The sequence below is a fragment of the Brevundimonas sp. BH3 genome (genome assembly GCF_045345115.1).
Lineage (GTDB): Bacteria > Pseudomonadota > Alphaproteobacteria > Caulobacterales > Caulobacteraceae > Brevundimonas.
In genome coordinates this window covers 923,133-940,111 of record NZ_CP150796.1, presented here as the reverse complement: position 1 = coordinate 940,111, position 16,979 = coordinate 923,133, and the positions used below count along the sequence as shown (strand labels likewise).

The following is a 16,979-nucleotide window of genomic DNA, read 5'->3' as shown; positions in this document are numbered from 1 at the left end:
AAGCCGATCCCCGTATCGTCTTATTAGTATAGGCCACCCTATAAGTGTGGCCCCACAGGCCCATATCGCCCCCGTCCCGTACCGGTGCAATGTGTTGGCATGTCTGTTGCTCTTTCCCCTTTCGAGAGAAGGAGCGTGTACCAATGCGTATCAAACTGGAAATCGCAGGACTGGTCGCTGTCGGGTTGGGGGCTTCTGTCGCCTGCACGGTTCCGGCAACTGCCGTGGCCCAACAGGCCGGCAGCCAGAGCTTGGGCCAATTACAGTCTGGCTATGGCGGATCGCGCTATGGCACAGCCCGCGCCACCACTGGCACGACGCGTGACGCCAATGGCAACCGCCTGATCGTTGACGGCATCATCCAGTCGGGTGCCAGCAGCTATAGCCAGTCCTCCGGCGGGGTATCCACCTCGGCCAGCTCTCGCGTTGGCTCCCTGAACGGACAAGGCTCCTCGGCCATCGGCGGCTCGACCGCCATCGGCAACAGCCTGAATGTCGTGGTTCAGGGCAAGAACAACACCGTCATCGTCAACTCCAACCAGACCAATACCGGCAATGTCAGCGCCGGAACGGTCCTCAACGGCACATTGGTCTTCCCATGAAGCGCGTCACCGCCCTTTCCCTTAAGGCAGCCGTGTCTGTCGTCGCAGCTTCGACCCTGCTGGCCGGTTGCGTAAGCCCCAGCGCCGGCTCGGATGGCCTGTATGCCAACCCCATCGGCAATGCGCCGGTGACCGCCAACCCGACCCCGTATTCGGACGCACTATATTGTCTGGCCGACTATGCGCGTCGCTATAACCTGCCCTCGCCGCGTATGGCTGTAGGCCGGATCAGCGACTATACCGGCTCGATCTCGGCTGATGGCGGACGCCAGATCACGCAGGGCGCATCCCTGATGGCGAACTCGGCCCTGGCCAAGTCCGGTGCGCGTCTGGTTGAACGCTATGACACCTCCGTATCGGAGCTGGAGCTGCGCTATGCCAATAACCGCCTGATCGGTGACGAAGCCGCCACGCCGCAGGACGCCAATTACCGCCGTATCATCGCCGGACAGGTGCCCGGTTCCGACTTCTATATTGTCGGTGGCATTACCGAGGTGAACTACAACATCCGTTCAGCCGGATTTGATGTGGCCGGCGGTCAGGTCAAAGAGAATGGCGGATCGGGCATGATCAATGGCCGCATCTTCGTGATGAACGTCGCCATCGACCTGCGCATGGTCCAGACCACCACACTCGAGGTTGTCGATGTGGTTTCCTACCAGAAGCAGATCGTCGGACGCGAAGTCTCGGCCGGTGTGTTCGACTTCCTGAACGGCAATGTGTTCGACATCTCGGCGGGTTCCAGCGGTCTGGAGCCGGTGCAACTGGCTGTGCGTGCCCTCGTGGAACGCGCCACAGTCGAGTTTATGAGCAACCTCTACGGTGCCCCCGGACCCGAGGTCTGCCTGAACCCTGCCAATGACCCGCTGACCACCATGACTGTCGGTGCCACCGGCAACTATTACGCAACCAACACCAATACGGACACCAACAATGGCCAGACACGCGCAGACCCTGATCGTTGGCACGATCGCCGTGACAGCGCTGTGCGCCGTATCGGCCAGTGATGTTCGCGCACAGGACGGCTCTGTCGTCCTGAACGAGCAGATGTTGTTCGGCGATGTGTTCGCCGGACAGCGCCTGAACGTGGTCGAGGCCAACCAGCAGGTGACCGTCTCGAACACCGCTCTGGGCAACCAGATCAATGGCGGTGCCGAAGGGCGGGACATTACATTGCGTAATACCCAGTCCAGCCACGGTGCGATTGCGGCCCAGACCAATATCAATACCGGATACGAAGTGTCCGGTCGCGTGACCGCTGTGACTCAGGCCCGTTCCAACGAAGCCAGTGCCGCCGCCAATAATGCCGCGCTGGAACTGGACAGCCGCCAGTACACCTATGGTTCGACGGTCAGCCAGACCGTACTCGAAAACCCCGATGCCCGCCTGACCGGCGGCATTCAGGCCACCAGCGCGTCCTATAGTAATAATGTGCTGGCGGGCGGCACCAACACCTTCGTGTCCGGCACGATCCAGCAGCGCGCCACCGGCGACACCCGCGCCGGAACCTATGTGCCCGCACACTATATACCCGGTAACGCCCATATTGCCGCCGATGCCGCATCCAATACGGCACAGCTGTCGTCCAATGGTTCATCGGGACAGCGCGTCGAAGTGCGCCAACTGGCCGAGGGTTGGACCGCCGCTGAAACCGCTTCCAGCGCCGGTAACACCTGGGTCAGCACCACAGTATCCACCGCCGCCGCCAACCGTATCACCGCCAATAATGCGGGCGGTTCACAGGTCATTACGACCGACCAGACCAATACCGGCGGTGTTTCCAGCCGCGCCACCACCCATGCCTATGATTTTGGCGATCTGCGCGCCATGGCCGACGGTGCAGGCAATCAGGCCTATGTCGGCAATCAGGACATCTGGGTCGAGATCGACAATACCCAGATGAATTCGGGCGGTGTTGCCGTCGAGGTCGAGTTGACCGGCTATAATGGCTATGACGCCTATACCGGCGCCAATGCCGTCGGCAACAGCGTCACCGGCTTTGCCTGTTCCGACTGCGGCGGCATTATGAATGCCCGCAACAACCAGACGAATACCGGCAATGTTTCGGCCACAGCCACGACCAATATCGTCGGTCAGGGCCGTGCCGTCATCACCGGCACCACGGCAACCGGCAATAGCGCCAACTTCTATGTGTCCCGTCCGGGCGGCTGAGACTGAAGTTCAGCCGAACTTCCTGCGCCTGAAACGGCTCATTGTGAATTTTTGGTAAGTTGTGCGTCCGCACTCGGGCTGCAACATCTTCGCGAACGCAGCTCTGGCAGAGCTGCGTACCCTTTGCCTTGCCTGACGGTTAAGGCCTTCGCGGAGATAAGCAAAATATGTCCCTGTCACGACGCCTCCTGCTTCCGGCGGTATCCTCGATTGCCCTGATTGCGGGCGCGGCCCTGCCAGCCGTTGCGCTGGCCCTGCCCGTAACGGCCACCCAAGGCCAGCAGGCCCAGCCCTCCAAGCCATGGGCACAAGACGCCAGTGATCTGAAGGCCGACGAACGTATCCGTTTTGGCACCCTGCCGAACGGTATGCGCTATGCCCTGATGCATAATGCCACCCCTCCGGGTCAGGCCTCGTTCCGTCTGCGTATCGATGCCGGTTCTCTGAACGAGGATGACGACCAAAAGGGTCTGGCCCACTTCTCGGAACATATGCTGTTCAACGGCACGGAAAATGTGCCCGAAAACGAGATGCTTCGTATCCTCGAACGTCTAGGCCTGGCCTTTGGTGCCGATACCAATGCGTTCACCAGCTTTGACCAGACCGCCTATATGCTGGAACTGCCGCGCACAGACGACGAGACGGTCGATACCTCTCTGATGATTATGCGTGAACAGGTTTCGCGCGCGCTGATGGAACCGGCGGCCATTGATGCCGAGCGTGATGTGATTGTGGGCGAGGCGCGTATGCGCGACACGCCGCAACTGCGCGCCCTCAAGGCCCAGATCGGACTTCTGGCCCCCGGTCAGCGTCTGGCTGATCGCCTGCCGATCGGCGATCTGGACATTATCCGCACCGCCCCGACCCAGCGTTTCATCGACTTCTATCGCGCCTATTACCGTCCGGAACGCGCCACCTTTATCGCGGTCGGCGACTTTGACGTCGATGCGATGGAAGCCAAGATCAAGACCAAGTTTGCCGACTGGACCAACAGCCACCCGAACGGCCCAAATCCGGACCTTGGCACGCTGGCCCCGCGCGAAGCCGAAAGCCGCATCGTCGTCGAACCGGGTGTGCAGTCCAGCGTGGACCTGTACTGGACCCGTGCTGCTGATCTGCGTCCCGACAGCGTGGACCGGCGTCGCGAAAGCACCATCCGTTCACTGGGCCTGGCGGTCCTGAACCGTCGTCTGGGCGAAATTTCGCGTCAGGATAATCCGCCCTTCATCGGTGCCGGCGGTGGCACAGGCAGCTTCTTCAAGTCACTGGACTTTGCCACCATCAGCGCCAGCTTCAATCCGGGTGGCCTTGGCCGCGCTCTGGAAACCATCGAGCAGGAACAACGCCGCCTGATCCAGTATGGTGTCAGCGATGCCGAGCTTCAGCGCGAAATCGCCAATATCCGCGTGCGTATGGAAAATGCGGTTCAAGCAGCTTCTACCCAGCCGACACCTGCTCTCGCCATGGCTATTCTGGGCGGCGTCAACGAGAACGAGGTCACCACCTCGCCCGCCGACAATCTGGCCCGCTTCAATGCCGCTGTCGAAGGCCTGACTCCGGACATGGTCAAGGCCGAACTGGCCAAGGCCTTCCAGGGTCAAGGTCCGCTGGCTCTGGTTTCAACCCCGCAAGCCATCGAGGGCGGTGAAGCCGAAGTTACCCGCATTCTCGAAGCCAGCCGCGCCAAGCCGGTTGAAGCCCCTGCCGCACAGGCCGAACTGGTCTGGCCCTATACCGATTTTGGCACGCTGGGCACCGCCAGTGGCCAGACGGCCTATGCCGCACTGGGCGCAACGGTCGTCAACTTCCCCAACGGCGTGCGCCTGACGGTCAAGCCGACCGATTTCAAGGATCAGGAAATCCTTGTCTCGGTCTCGACCGGCAATGGCCAGCTTGGCCTGCCGACCGACCGCTACAGCCCTGTCGCCATGGCCGGTAACGTCTTTACCGCCGGTGGCCTTGGCAAGCTGACCGCCGATGAAGTCAGCCGCGTTCTGACGGGCCGTATCTATTCGTCCGGCTTTGCGCTCACCGATGATGCCTATCGTCTGTCCGGTTCGACCCGTCCCGAAGACCTGAATCTGCAACTTCAGGTGCTGACGGCCTATCTGACCGATCCGGGTCTGCGTCCTGCGCCGTTCGAACAGATCAAGGCCATTCTGCCGCAGGTACTGGAACAGCAACGCGCCACCGCCATGGGAGCTTTCGGCATCGATGGTGCTCCGCTCATGGCCAGCGGTGATCGCCGTGCCTCCATGCCGACGCCCGAAGAAATCAATGCCATGTCCATTACCGACATCCGCGCGGGCGTGATGGCTGGTCTGGCCAATGGCCCGATCGATGTTGTGATCGTCGGCGATACCTCGGTCGAGGATGCAACCAAGGCTGTGGCCACCACTCTGGCCGCCCTGCCGGTGCGCAGCGCAACGCCCGCACCACTGGCCGGTTCGGACAAGCGCAGCTTCCCTGCAGCGAGTGCAACACCGGTCCGCATCACCCACAACGGCAAGGCCGAACAAGCCTTTGGCGTTGTAGCTTGGCCGACCACCGATGCCATGGGCGACCGTCGCGAGGCGCGTCTGGTTTCGCTGATGAGCGAGGTTCTGAGCCTGCGCGTTCTCGAGGAAATCCGCGAGAAGCAGGCCCTGAGCTATAGCCCGATGTCCACATCGTCGGCATCGACCACCTTTGACGATTATGGCTATACCCTTGTCGCCGCCGAGGTGGATATCAGCAAACTGCCCGACTTCTACGCCGCTGTAGACAAGATCGTCGCCAGCTTTGCCGATACGCCGATCACCGCCGATGAACTAACCCGCGCCCGCATGCCGGTCGTCGAGCGTCTGCGTCGTTCGCAAGCGGGCAATGCCTACTGGTTGGGTGCTCTGACCGATCTGGCCAAGGATCCGGCCACCGAGCAACGTATCAATGGCCACATCGCCATGCTGGAAGGCTTCACCCTCGAAGAAGTCCAGAATGCCGCCCGCACCTATCTGCGCCCCGACAAAGCGTGGAAACTGGAAGTGGTCGCCGCCAATCCGTAAGGATCGGCAAAGGCCATAAAAAAGGCTCCGGACACATTGTCCGGAGCCTTTCTTTTTAAATGATCATACGGGTTTAGAAAACGCGGCCGCCGACGCCGCCATCCATCATCATCGAACCCGATGACGAGAAGCTGCTTTGGACAACCTCCTCACGGTACTCGGTGATGGTTTCCTCGCCGCGCAGAACCAGTTCCTTTACGCCCGCACCATAGCGACGCAGCAGGGAACGCTCGTTACAGTCACGCTCGCGCTTCTGCGGACGGCATTCTAGAACCTTGCCGCCGTACCACAGAGCTTCGTTCTTGTTGCAGGTGACCGTCTGACCTTCGCCACCATCCATATCGGTACGGGTCCACTGCATCTTGGTGCCGGCCATGCAGCGATACACTTCGCCTTCATAGCCTTCTGCGATGTCCTTGCCCGGACGGACCTGCGAGGCCGGATGCGGCACATTGCGGTCATCCAGACAGACGGCCTGAATGCGGTAACGCTTTTCCCATGAACGGGTCGAGGTGAACGGCACACTGACACGTTCAGAACGTGCGCCTTCAACTGCCAGCCCATGGGCCGTCATCGGATAGGGCTGATCCACATTGAAATAGGCTCCGCCGCCACCGGCGACGATCACTGTGGTTCCGCCGTTCCCGCCACGACCACCATTGCCGCCACGGCCGCCGATATAGCCACCCTCGCGCGGATCAATACCACCACCGGCACCGCCATTGGCGCTGGCATTCGCACTGGCGTTTGCACTGGCATTGGCCGAAGCATGGGCATTATTGATGTTCACATTCACATTGACCGAGCCACCGCCCCCGCCTCCATAGGGCGGTGACACCGGCCCACAGCCCGAGCCACAGCCTCCGCCGGGTGGCAGTGGCGGTATGGGCGGTGCTGGCGGTGGCAAACAGTTTGTCACGCACCCTGCAAATGCTCCGCCTGCCACGGCCCAAAAGGCCACGGCAGAAAGCGGTGCCAGAAATGTCTTGATCCTTGCCCGCATCGGGAACTCCTGATCGTGGTTCCCGATGCCTGCTGCAAACTGCGGGCCGCAATCACAAGGCAATGCGCACCCTGAATTGTTCCGCGATGGGTCTGAAAACGGCCTTGCGTCCCCAAATGAAACAGACTCAATGCCAAACCGCGCTGCACTAGACCGGCGCAAACCCTTGGGCATAGCGTTTCCAGTTCTGCACATAATGGGCCGACGACCATCGCAGCGTCTCGATACCTGCCGCGTCCAGTTCGCGCACAATCTTGCCCGGCTGGCCCATCACCACGGAATTATCGGGGATCACCTTGCCTTCGGTCACCAGGGCATTGGCCCCGATCAGACAGTTCTTGCCGATCTTGGCCCCGTTCAGCACCACAGCCCCGATCCCGATCAGGCTGTTATCGCCAATCTCGCAACCGTGCAGCATGACCTTGTGGCCGACTGTTACGCCTTCACCGATGGTCAGCGGCATTCCTTCGTCGGCATGCAGGACCGATCCGTCCTGAATATTGCTATTGGCACCGATGGTAATCGTATCGGTATCGCCGCGTACAACCACATTGAACCAGATGCTGGCCCCTTCATGCATAATCACATTGCCCAGCACCGTCGCATTGGGGGCAATCCAGTATGTACCCTCAGCCGGAAGCTGCGGCGCGATATCGCCCAGTCTGTATACGCCCATAACTCCAATACTCCCTTGTTACATTTTCTTGGCTTTATGACTCTCAGAACCAAGTTACCATCAATCTGTAGTTGTGATTCGCAGACGCTATATGCGCCTCGGATCGGTAGCCGGATCAAGACCGGTCCGGCCAATTACCGGAGAATGCGTTTGTCGTCTGTACGACCCGTTCCAGTGCCATGGCCCCGCACCAGCGATGGCCCGCCAGTGTCTGCTCCGTATGGTCACGTCAACAGTGTCTCTGTGCTTCCCCTTTTAAATACGACCAAGGCGATCCCGTTCGGGTTCGCCTTTTTTCTTGCCCGGAGACCGCCATGTCCAAGCGTTCCGCTATAAAGCATCAGTATCGCGAAGGTATTCTGGATACACGCGAGTTCGTGCAGGAAAGCCGTCGGCGGCAACTGCCCAACCATTCGGCATGGTCCCCATACCCCTCGAACGATCAGCGCGATCAAGCCTATCTGAAAACTCTCAAGCCCAAATCCGATGGTCAGGCCGCGCTGATAGCGGCCATCGACCGCTATAATCTGGTCATGGCGCTTGGCCCCGCGGGAACAGGCAAGACCTATCTGGCCATTGCCAAGGCGGTCGAGGCTCTCGAAGCAGGCAAGGTCGGACGCATTGTCTTGTCACGCCCGGCTGTCGAAGCCGGTGAGTCCATCGGCTTCCTGCCCGGCGATATGGAAGACAAACTGGCCCCGTATCTTCGCCCTCTCTACGACGCCCTGTCCGATCGCCTGTCGATGAAACAGGTCAAGGCGCTGATGGCCGAGGCTCTGATCGAGATCGCCCCCATCGGCTATATGCGCGGACGCACTTTGAACAACGCTTTCGTGGTCGTCGACGAAGCCCAGAACTGCACCTATGTGCAGCTCAAAATGCTGCTCACGCGCCTCGGCTGGCACTCGACCATGGTGGTGACGGGCGATCCGCAACAATCGGACCTGTTACCGGGCGTATCGGGCCTTGCCGACATCTCCGAGCGTCTGGAGGCTCTGGATAATGTCAGCGTGGTCCGTCTGGCCGATCGCGACATCGTACGCCACCCGCTGGTCGCCGAGATGATCGGCGTACTCTGACAGCCCGCCAAAGGTCCGCGCTTTGGCGCGGGCCTTTTTGTATCGCTACATCACCTTGGCAATTGCAGCCGCATCTGCGGCCCTTCGCTCTTCCTCGCTCACGAGCACAGGCTGTTTTGGTTCGGACGGCGGCTTAGCGCCCCAGCGATCCACGAATGCAAAAACAAACGGGTTCAACGAAATCGAGAGCAAGGCCGTGGCCAGTACCAGATCATGCGTCTCGCGCGACATCGCCCCCAGATAAAGGGCAATCCCTGCCAAAATAAACGAGAACTCGCCGATCTGGGCCAACGAGGCCGCCACCGTCAGGCTGGTCGCCCGATCCAGCTTGAAGGCTGATGTAATAACCAACGCCGCCAACGACTTGCCGACGACGACAATGAATACCACCCCCAGCACCGCCAGCGGTTCACGCACGACAATCATCGGATCGAACAGCATACCGACAGAAACAAAGAAAAGCACAGCAAAGGCATCTCGCAGCGGTAATGATCGCTCTGCAGCATTATGCCCCAGCGGCGTACCGTTCAGCACCAACCCCGCGACAAACGCCCCCAGCGCGAACGACGCCCCGAATACCGCATAGGCCACCCATGCGATGCCCAGTGCAATCGACAGCACGCCTAGCGTGAACAGTTCACGCGACTTGGTGTGCGCAATACGGATCAACAGCCACGGCAAGACCTTGCCGCCCACGACCAGCATCAACAAGATGAAGGCGACCACTTTCAGCACCGTCCAGCCAATGCTCTGCACGGCCCCCAGCGTACTGCTCGCCTGTCCTTCGGGCACAACAAGTAATGGCAACATTACCAGTGCCACCACCATCACCAGATCTTCGACAATCAGCCAGCCTACCGCGATCCTGCCGATCTCGCCCTTGACCTGTTTGCGCTCTTCCAATGCTCTAAGCAGCACCACCGTCGATGCCACCGACAGCGAAAAGCCTAGCAAGGCCGACTCCAGATGGCCCAGTCCCAGCACCAGAAAACCCAGCGCCCAGCCCATCAGAGTGCCCGCCGCAATCTGGACCAATGCCCCCGGCAAGGCGACATCACGCATCTTCATCATGTCTCTGGGCGAAAAGTGTAGACCGACACCGAACATCAGAAGGATGACACCGATCTCGGCCAGCTGCGGTACCAGTTCCAGATCGGCGACATAGCCGGGTGTAAACGGTCCGGCGATAATCCCTGCCACCAGATAACCCACTAAAGGCGACAACCTCAGTCTGTGCGCGACCATGCCCAGCACGAATGCCAGCACAAATCCGCCTACCAGCGTGATGATCAGGCTGTCGGCATGGGGCATCGGCTCTCCCGGGCTAAGGCATGTTTACGTCACCGCACAGTGAAACTTGAAGCTTTTCGTGCCAACCCCGCATCGCTTTTGCGGGGCTTCGAATGGTCATTTTCAATGAACAACGTGTCAGCGATGTCGCGCCTATTGACGCTTCATCTTCCCTACATCACAGTAAGTTTTTAATACGAACTAACCAAGTGCCGCCTAGCGATATGACAGACGCCATCACCGCCACCGATATCCGTTTCAAAGCTACAGACGGCTATGAATTGGCGGGTCGCCTGTTGACTGGCCCTGCCCCACGCATGGCCATTTTGGTGTCATCCGGAACCGGCTATCCGCTGGGCTTTTACGAACGCATCGCCCGCTACATGGCTGAACGCGGAGCCATTGTCCTGACCTATGATTTTCGCGGTATGGGCCAGTCGGCTCCAGACACCCCCAAGGGATCGGATATCGATTATCCGGATTGGGGTCGTCTCGACATGCCTGCCGCTCTGGACACTTTAAAAGCGGCTGCGCCGGGCCTGCCCGTCTTCCATGTGGGCCACAGCATCGGCGGCAGCTTTATCGGCTTTATGCCCAACCATGCCGATATAGACCGCCATGCTTTTGTTTCGGTAGGTTCCGGCTATTGGCAACACCACCTCGGCAGCTTCAAACCCTCTGTTCTTTTCTTCTGGTTCGGCTTTGGTCCGCTCCACCTGCTGCGCTACGGCTATATTAAACAAGGCAAGCTATGGAGCGGTCTGAACCTGCCGCCCAAGGTGTTCAAAACCTGGCGTCGCTGGTGCATGACGCCCGACTTTTTCGGCACAGACCTTAAGGCCGGAAAACTGGATCCCCACCACTATAATGACGTGACCAGTCCTGTGCGCTCGTGGCTTTTTACCGATGATCCCATTGCCACACCGCGCGCCTCGCAAACGGTCCGCGCGGTCCTGCCCAATGCCCCTTATGAAACCGTGTTGAAATCGCCCGCTGACTATGGCCGCCCGCGCATAGGTCACGAAGGCGCTGTCCGCAAAGGCATGGAGCCTTTATGGCAGGAAATCCTCGACTGGTTCGAGCAAGGGGTTTCGGCCAAGGCCTGATCTTCCTAAATCCGTAACACCCTTTAGTGGAAACGGATCACAGTCATGGCCTATGGCACCCAGCCCACCGTCAGCATTGACGGCTTTGAAATCCCGCAACTGGGTTTCGGTACATGGCAACTGAAGGGCGCCGATGCCCGCCGCATGGTGGGCACGGCCCTGTCACAGGGCTATCGCCACATCGACACCGCCTTCATCTATGAAAACGAGACCGAGGTCGGACAAGGCATCAAGGATGCCGGTATTGCGCGTGACGATTTCTTTCTAACAACGAAAATCTGGGTCACCAACCTGACCCGCGGTGCCTTGCTCAAACAGGCCGAGGAAAGCGCCGAGCGCCTCGGCTCCACGCCCGACCTTCTTTTGCTGCACTGGCCCAAGCCCGAGCCAGAGCTGATGCAAACCATCACCGCTCTGAACGAAGCCAAGGATCGCGGCCTGACCCGCGCCATTGGCCTGTCCAACTATCCGTCCGACCTGTGGCAGGCAGCACAGACCATGTCGGAGGCCAAGCTGGTCACCAATCAGGTCGAGTATCACCCTTTCCTGACCATCAATGCCCTCAAGGCCAAGGCGAAGGAACTGGGATCATCGCTGACCGCATGGTCGCCGCTGGCCCGCGGCAAGGTGCTGGCTGAGCCTACAATCGTCGAGATCGCCCAGAAATACGGCAAGACCGCCGGTCAGGTGACCCTGCGCTGGATCACCCAACAGGGCCTGATCGCCATCCCCAAAACCGCCAGCGAAACCCGCGCGGCCGAAAACTTCGTTATCTTCGACTTTAACCTGACCGATGATGAAATCGCCCGGATCGCGTCTCTGGCCAATGGTTTCCGCGTCGGCGACCACCTCGACCCCGCCTTCCAGTGGGACGCAGGCTAAAGCTTGTTCTCATGCCCGTGATTGGACACAAGCGCCGTTCACGGGCATGATATTTCCTCAGTATCCAGCCTGAAAACAGGCCATCCTTGCGTACCCTGACAACACGTTCTGGGAGGGACGTCATGGGTTCGGTACACGGCTTTCCTGCCAGCAATCCTGCCGATGCGCTGATTGGCGCGCGCATCAAACGCTGGCGTGACAAACGCGGTATAGATCAAGATGATCTTGCCCGTATTCTTCACCTCAGCAGCGCCGATATGCGCCTGATCGAGGCCGGACGCCGCCACATGGACAGCGCCCAGATTGACGCGGCCACCCGCGCCTTACGGCTACCGATCTGGGCCTTAATGACCGATACCCCCAGCTACTGAGGTGACAGACGGCCAAATGCCGCCTAATCCACCCCTATGGCCTATAAATCCCTTCGCGATTTCATCGCACAGCTGGAAGCACAGGGTGAACTGGTTCGCGTCTCCGAACCCGTCTCCACCGTGCTGGAAATGACCGAGATCCAGACCCGTCTGCTACGCAATGGCGGACCGGCTGTGATCTTTGAAAAGCCCGTCATGCCCGATGGTTCGGTCAGCCCTATCCCCTGTCTGGTCAACCTGTTCGGCACCGTCAAGCGTGTGGCCATGGGCGTGACCTTGGAAGGCAAACAGCGCACCACCACCGCCGAACTGCGCGAAGTCGGCGAACTGCTGGCCTTCCTGAAAAACCCTGTCCCGCCGCGCGGCCTTGGCGAGGCCATGGAGATGCTGCCGCTGGCCAAGACGGTCATGTCGATGCGTCCCAAGACCGTCAAAAAGGCTCCGGTTCAGGAAGTGGTCCTCAAGGGCGAGGACATCGACCTGACCCAACTGCCGATCCAGTCCTGCTGGCCGGGCGAGCCTGCGCCTCTGATTACGTGGGGCCTCGTGGTCACAAAGGGACCGTCGGACGACCGCGAGGACGACTTCAACCTCGGCATTTACCGCATGCAGGTGCTGGGCAAGGACAAGGCCATCATGCGCTGGCTGGCCCACCGTGGTGGCGCACAGCACTATGCCCGCCACAAGAAGGCCGGCAAGCGCGAGCCCCTGCCCTGCGCTGTCGTTCTGGGCGCGGACCCCGGCACCATTCTGGCCGCGGTCACGCCCGTTCCAGAAACCCTGTCGGAGTACCAGTTCGCCGGCCTGATGCGCGGTGAAAAGGCAGAGCTGGTGCCGTGCAAGACCGTACCGCTGATGGTGCCTGCACAGGCCGAGATCGTTCTGGAAGGCCACGTCCTGCTGGACGAGCACCACCCCGAAGGTCCGTATGGCGACCACACCGGTTACTACAACTCGGTCGAGACCTTCCCAGTCTTCCAGGTCACTGCCATCACCATGCGCAAGGACCCGATCTATCTGACCACGTTCACGGGCCGTCCGCCGGATGAGCCTAGCGTGCTGGGCGAGGCGCTGAACGAGGTCTTCATCCCGCTGTTGCAGCAACAATTCCCCGAGATCACCGACTTCTGGTTGCCGCCCGAAGGCTGCTCGTACCGCATAGCCGTAGTGTCGATGAAGAAGGCCTATCCCGGTCACGCCAAGCGCGTGATGATGGGCTGCTGGTCCTTCCTGCGCCAGTTCATGTACACCAAATGGATCATCGTCGTGGACCACGATGTGAACGCCCGCGACTGGAAGGATGTCATGTGGGCCATCTCCACCAAGATGGACCCCGCGCGCGACATCACCGTCATCGAGGGCACCCCGATCGACTATCTGGACTTTGCATCCCCAGAAAGCGGTCTGGGCTCCAAGATTGGCCTCGACGCCACCGACAAGTGGGAACCCGAGACCAAACGCGAATGGGGCGAGGTCATCCAGATGGACGAAGACGTCATCGAACGCGTCAACGACATCTGGGACAGCCTCGGCCTACCGGGCGACAAGACCCCGATCTGGAAGAAATCCTGACAGACCCACAGAGGGAGTGCCCATAAGGCGCTCCCTTTTGGTTTTCTGTGTCCTGAAAAGCCAATAGCTTTCGCGCAAACGATAACTATGATCTTTGTTAGTTACCGATCGATAGCCACTTTGGATACTCCCTGATGACCCTCATGCTGTTGAGCCACACGGTCCGTCTGTCACTTGCCGCTCTTCTTGCAGGCACAGCTATTTCTGCTGTAGCGCACGCACAGGTCACAGCCACCGTGGATGCTTCTGCGCTTCAACAAGAACAGGATGCGGTCAGCCCCAACCCAGCGCACGATCCCCAGTATGTTCTGGCCAATCTGACTGAGGTTTCGCCCTTCAACCTTGCCTATGTCGTTGCTGATGAATGGAAAAAAGGCAACAAACAACGCGCCTCGTTCTGGTTCTACATCTGGCAGATACGCACCGACGCATGGGTGTCTGGTGTGAATGAGGAAGGCTTCAAACTCTATCGCAACATGATGAGTGACGAGATGGGCCGCACCATCAACACCTGGATCTTGGCCGACCCGGCACTGATGCGCGACACAGCCCAGCGCGCCATTGCCTATGAGGCCAAGTTGCCGCTCTCGAACATGCGACCCGATGATATGAGCGAGGCCGACTGGATGGCTATTATCTCCAAATCCCGTTCTGACTACGCCACCGATTTCAATGAAGCCTTTGCCGAAATGTCGGATGAGGAAATCCGCGTCACACGCCAGCAGAATGGCCTTCCCGTTGGCACACCCACCGACATAGGTGCGCCTCTCGACGAGGAATGGCGCTAAACCTTCCCATCAGCCCCGTTGTCTTGATCAACGGGGCTTTTTTAATGGAGGCAAAACACCCTAAGATCGGCAGCAATATTGTCGCCTGATGGAGGGGTTTCATGCGGCACATCACGCTCGCGGCCCTGATTGCCGCCCTTATATCGAGTCCTGCCATGTCAGAAACGACACCCATCACCAACATCGCCCCCTGGGATCAGGAGTTCCTACCGCCCGCGCCGAAATGGGAAGGCGGCTCGCGTCACCTTTTGCGCCCCGCAACCGATGAATGGGCCTCGGGGTTCGAACAGGATGCCGAACTGAACTTCAGCCCCGACTATGCCGATACCCGCGCATGGTTTGACCGTCTGGATGCCGCATCCGACCTGATCCGCATCGAGAGCTTCGGCACCTCGCCGGAAGGTCGCGACATCTATGCCGTCATCGCCTCGAAAGACGGTGCCCAACTCGATCCGGCCAAGCCCACCATCCTGATTCAGGCGGGCATCCACCCCGGCGAGATTGACGGCAAGGACGCAGGTATGATGCTGCTGCGTGACATTGCCTTCTATGGCAAGTCGCACCTTCTGGATGGTGCAAACCTGATCCTCGTTCCCATCCTCAGTGTCGATGGCCACGAGCGCGCCAGTGCCTATTCACGCCCGAACCAGCGCGGTCCGCGCATTCAGGGCTGGCGCAATACCGGCACCAACCAGAACCTGAACCGCGATTATCTCAAGCTGGACCAGCCCGAGATGCGCGCCGTTCGCGGCCTGATCCTGAAATACAAGCCTGACATCTATGTCGATGTGCACGTCACCGACGGCATGGACTACCAATACGACATCACCTTCGGCTTTACCGGCGAAGACAACACCTTCACCCGCTCGCCCGCCATTGCCGGTTGGCTGAACTCGACCTTCAAACCGCGCCTGTACCAGGCCCTCGAAAACGAAGGCCATATTCCGGGTGGTCTGGTGTTCGGCATCGATGACGATGATCCACGCGCAGGTCTCAACGATGGCGGTCTGGGCGAACGTTTCTCCAACGGTTGGGGCGATGCCGCCCACATCCCGACCATCCTGATCGAGAACCACAGCCTGAAGCCGCACGACCAGCGCGTGCTGGGCACCTATGTGTTCATCGAAGAAACCTTGAAGGTCATGGCAGAGAACATCGGCGATGTTCGCGCCGCCATCACCGCCGACCGCGCACTGCGTCCGCAAAACCTGCCGACCAATTTCGTATCGGTGGATACCCCGACCGAGATCATCCCGTTCAAGGGCATCAAATACGAGATGTACGAAAGCGCCGCTTCCGGTCGCAAGGAAATCCGCTGGCTGGGCGAACCCGATCCCGAACTATGGCAAATGCCGTGGTTCGGCTCGACCCCCACCCTGCATCTGCAACGCCCCAAGGCCTATTGGGTCCCCGCCTATCGCGCCGACATCATCGACCGTCTAGCCGCTTCGGGTGTCGAAATGACCCGCGTGGATGCACCAACTTCTGTCGATGTGACTATGCTGCGCCTCAAAGGCCCCAAGATGTCGCAACGCGCCAATGAAGGTCACGTCGAGGTCAAGATCGACGGTGTCGAGGAAGAACAGACCCGCTGGACCTTCGCACCGGGTTCGGTCCGCATCTCGACCGATCAACCGCTGGGCGACATCGTCATGCTGGCACTGGAACCGCAAAGCCGCGAATCCTACTTTGCGTGGGGCATGTTCCTCGAGGTCCTCAGCCGCGTGGAATATATCGAGCCCTATGCCATTGCGCCTCTGGCCGACAAGATGATGGCCGCCGATCCGGCCCTGAAGGCCGAGTTCGAAGCCAAGCTGGCCGCCGAACCCGAGTTTGCAGCCAACCCGCACGCCCGCCTCGGCTGGTTCTATGAACGCACCCCCTTCTACGATCAGCGCCACCTCCTGTATCCGGTCGCGCGCGAGAACTGATGATGGTTGCCACTATTCAGGCCGCAGCCCTATGGGGCGGCATGTTGATCCTGCTGCTGTTTGCCCTTTCAGGCGCAGCGGCAGGGCGCCGTCGCCATCACCGCATCTCCATCGGTGACGGCGGCCAACCCGATCTAGCCGTCGCCGTACGCGCCTTTGGCAATGCCGCAGAATATATTCCGGCGGGGCTGTGTGGACTGATCCTGCTGGCCTTTCTGGGAACGCCTCCAGCCCTGATCCACACGGTCGGCAGCTTGCTGTTTGTCGGTCGCCTGATCCACGCTGTCGCCATGTTCTACCAACGCGGCCTGTCCATGGTGCGCGCCCTGGGCATGACCCTGACATGGCTGTCCCTACTGATTTCAGGCGTCAGCCTAATCGTCTGGTCGGTATTGTAACTATCTATGCGCATGTAGATTTAGAGATAAGTTGCCCAAGTCTACAATCGACCCATCTGTGACAT

Annotated in this window: 15 protein-coding genes; 12 read left to right on the top strand and 3 right to left on the bottom strand. The window is 59.9% G+C overall.

Annotated elements, in window-relative coordinates; genetic code table 11:
* Positions 1-143 precede the first annotated feature (143 nt).
* From hfaA to WEU32_RS04500, 4 genes are all read left to right on the top strand, one after another.
* Positions 144-602: a holdfast anchoring protein HfaA gene (gene hfaA / locus WEU32_RS04515; RefSeq protein WP_312816002.1), complete on the top strand. Its 459-nt coding sequence runs from the start codon at positions 144-146 to the stop codon at positions 600-602.
* Complete coding sequence (hfaB, locus tag WEU32_RS04510; RefSeq protein ID WP_312139304.1) at positions 599-1,609, top strand: holdfast anchoring protein HfaB; 1,011 nt, start codon at positions 599-601, stop codon at positions 1,607-1,609. The genes hfaA and hfaB overlap by 4 nt, the downstream gene beginning before the upstream one ends.
* Positions 1,536-2,774, top strand: a complete 1,239-nt coding sequence (gene hfaD, locus WEU32_RS04505; RefSeq protein ID WP_406853033.1) for a holdfast anchor protein HfaD — start codon at positions 1,536-1,538, stop codon at positions 2,772-2,774. Before hfaB ends, hfaD begins: the two co-directional genes overlap by 74 nt.
* Before the next feature lie 167 nt (positions 2,775-2,941).
* Positions 2,942-5,818 (top strand): M16 family metallopeptidase, encoded by a 2,877-nt coding sequence (locus tag WEU32_RS04500; RefSeq protein WP_406853032.1) that lies wholly within the window; start codon positions 2,942-2,944, stop codon positions 5,816-5,818.
* Positions 5,819-5,891: 73 nt separating this feature from the next.
* Here WEU32_RS04500 and WEU32_RS04495 read toward each other — a convergent pair whose 3' ends face one another.
* Together WEU32_RS04495 and WEU32_RS04490 are read right to left on the bottom strand one after the other, a co-directional pair.
* On the bottom strand, positions 5,892-6,656 hold the full coding sequence (locus tag WEU32_RS04495; protein WP_406853031.1) for a hypothetical protein: 765 nt from the start codon (positions 6,654-6,656) through the stop codon (positions 5,892-5,894).
* A 313-nt stretch (positions 6,657-6,969) separates the two neighbouring features.
* Positions 6,970-7,497, bottom strand: a complete 528-nt coding sequence (locus WEU32_RS04490; protein WP_312815997.1) for a gamma carbonic anhydrase family protein — start codon at positions 7,495-7,497, stop codon at positions 6,970-6,972.
* Between the two features lie 314 nt (positions 7,498-7,811).
* On the opposite strand from WEU32_RS04490, the gene WEU32_RS04485 reads away from it, so the two are divergent.
* Positions 7,812-8,576 carry a PhoH family protein gene (locus WEU32_RS04485; RefSeq protein ID WP_406853030.1) on the top strand — a complete coding sequence of 255 codons (765 nt, stop codon included), beginning with the start codon at positions 7,812-7,814 and terminating at the stop codon, positions 8,574-8,576.
* Between the two features lie 45 nt (positions 8,577-8,621).
* On the opposite strand, the gene WEU32_RS04480 is transcribed toward WEU32_RS04485, so the two are convergent.
* A complete protein-coding gene (locus WEU32_RS04480; RefSeq protein WP_406853029.1) occupies positions 8,622-9,887 on the bottom strand; it encodes a cation:proton antiporter in 1,266 nt (421 codons plus the stop codon).
* 203 nt (positions 9,888-10,090) lie between these two features.
* On the opposite strand from WEU32_RS04480, the gene WEU32_RS04475 reads away from it, so the two are divergent.
* The 7 genes from WEU32_RS04475 to WEU32_RS04445 all read left to right on the top strand — a co-directional run bounded on the left by WEU32_RS04475 (position 10,091) and on the right by WEU32_RS04445 (position 16,914).
* Positions 10,091-10,972, top strand: a complete 882-nt coding sequence (locus tag WEU32_RS04475; RefSeq protein ID WP_406853028.1) for an alpha/beta fold hydrolase — start codon at positions 10,091-10,093, stop codon at positions 10,970-10,972.
* A gap of 45 nt (positions 10,973-11,017) precedes the next feature.
* Positions 11,018-11,854, top strand: a complete 837-nt coding sequence (locus WEU32_RS04470; RefSeq protein ID WP_406853027.1) for an aldo/keto reductase — start codon at positions 11,018-11,020, stop codon at positions 11,852-11,854.
* Between the two features lie 122 nt (positions 11,855-11,976).
* Positions 11,977-12,225 (top strand): helix-turn-helix transcriptional regulator, encoded by a 249-nt coding sequence (locus WEU32_RS04465; protein WP_312139320.1) that lies wholly within the window; start codon positions 11,977-11,979, stop codon positions 12,223-12,225.
* 36 nt (positions 12,226-12,261) lie between these two features.
* Positions 12,262-13,797 (top strand): UbiD family decarboxylase, encoded by a 1,536-nt coding sequence (locus tag WEU32_RS04460; RefSeq protein WP_406853026.1) that lies wholly within the window; start codon positions 12,262-12,264, stop codon positions 13,795-13,797.
* A gap of 134 nt (positions 13,798-13,931) precedes the next feature.
* On the top strand, positions 13,932-14,585 hold the full coding sequence (locus tag WEU32_RS04455; protein ID WP_406853025.1) for a hypothetical protein: 654 nt from the start codon (positions 13,932-13,934) through the stop codon (positions 14,583-14,585).
* A gap of 155 nt (positions 14,586-14,740) precedes the next feature.
* The gene (locus tag WEU32_RS04450) at positions 14,741-16,516 is read left to right on the top strand and encodes a M14 family metallopeptidase (RefSeq protein ID WP_406853024.1); all 1,776 of its coding nucleotides are present in this window, start codon (positions 14,741-14,743) and stop codon (positions 16,514-16,516) included.
* Positions 16,516-16,914, top strand: a complete 399-nt coding sequence (locus WEU32_RS04445; RefSeq protein WP_406853023.1) for an MAPEG family protein — start codon at positions 16,516-16,518, stop codon at positions 16,912-16,914. The genes WEU32_RS04450 and WEU32_RS04445 overlap by 1 nt, the downstream gene beginning before the upstream one ends.
* The last annotated feature ends 65 nt before the right edge of the window (positions 16,915-16,979 follow it).

Coding starts and splice junctions, on each gene's coding strand:
- WEU32_RS04445 (WP_406853023.1), top strand. CDS start 16,516: ATGATGGTTGCCACTATTCAGGCCGCAGCCCTATGGGGCGGCATGTTG.
- WEU32_RS04460 (WP_406853026.1), top strand. CDS start 12,262: ATGGCCTATAAATCCCTTCGCGATTTCATCGCACAGCTGGAAGCACAG.
- WEU32_RS04490 (WP_312815997.1), bottom strand. CDS start 7,497: ATGGGCGTATACAGACTGGGCGATATCGCGCCGCAGCTTCCGGCTGAG.
- WEU32_RS04450 (WP_406853024.1), top strand. CDS start 14,741: ATGTCAGAAACGACACCCATCACCAACATCGCCCCCTGGGATCAGGAG.
- WEU32_RS04455 (WP_406853025.1), top strand. CDS start 13,932: ATGACCCTCATGCTGTTGAGCCACACGGTCCGTCTGTCACTTGCCGCT.
- WEU32_RS04500 (WP_406853032.1), top strand. CDS start 2,942: ATGTCCCTGTCACGACGCCTCCTGCTTCCGGCGGTATCCTCGATTGCC.
- hfaD (WP_406853033.1), top strand. CDS start 1,536: ATGGCCAGACACGCGCAGACCCTGATCGTTGGCACGATCGCCGTGACA.
- WEU32_RS04480 (WP_406853029.1), bottom strand. CDS start 9,887: ATGCCCCATGCCGACAGCCTGATCATCACGCTGGTAGGCGGATTTGTG.
- WEU32_RS04465 (WP_312139320.1), top strand. CDS start 11,977: ATGGGTTCGGTACACGGCTTTCCTGCCAGCAATCCTGCCGATGCGCTG.
- WEU32_RS04475 (WP_406853028.1), top strand. CDS start 10,091: ATGACAGACGCCATCACCGCCACCGATATCCGTTTCAAAGCTACAGAC.
- hfaA (WP_312816002.1), top strand. CDS start 144: ATGCGTATCAAACTGGAAATCGCAGGACTGGTCGCTGTCGGGTTGGGG.
- hfaB (WP_312139304.1), top strand. CDS start 599: ATGAAGCGCGTCACCGCCCTTTCCCTTAAGGCAGCCGTGTCTGTCGTC.
- WEU32_RS04470 (WP_406853027.1), top strand. CDS start 11,018: ATGGCCTATGGCACCCAGCCCACCGTCAGCATTGACGGCTTTGAAATC.
- WEU32_RS04485 (WP_406853030.1), top strand. CDS start 7,812: ATGTCCAAGCGTTCCGCTATAAAGCATCAGTATCGCGAAGGTATTCTG.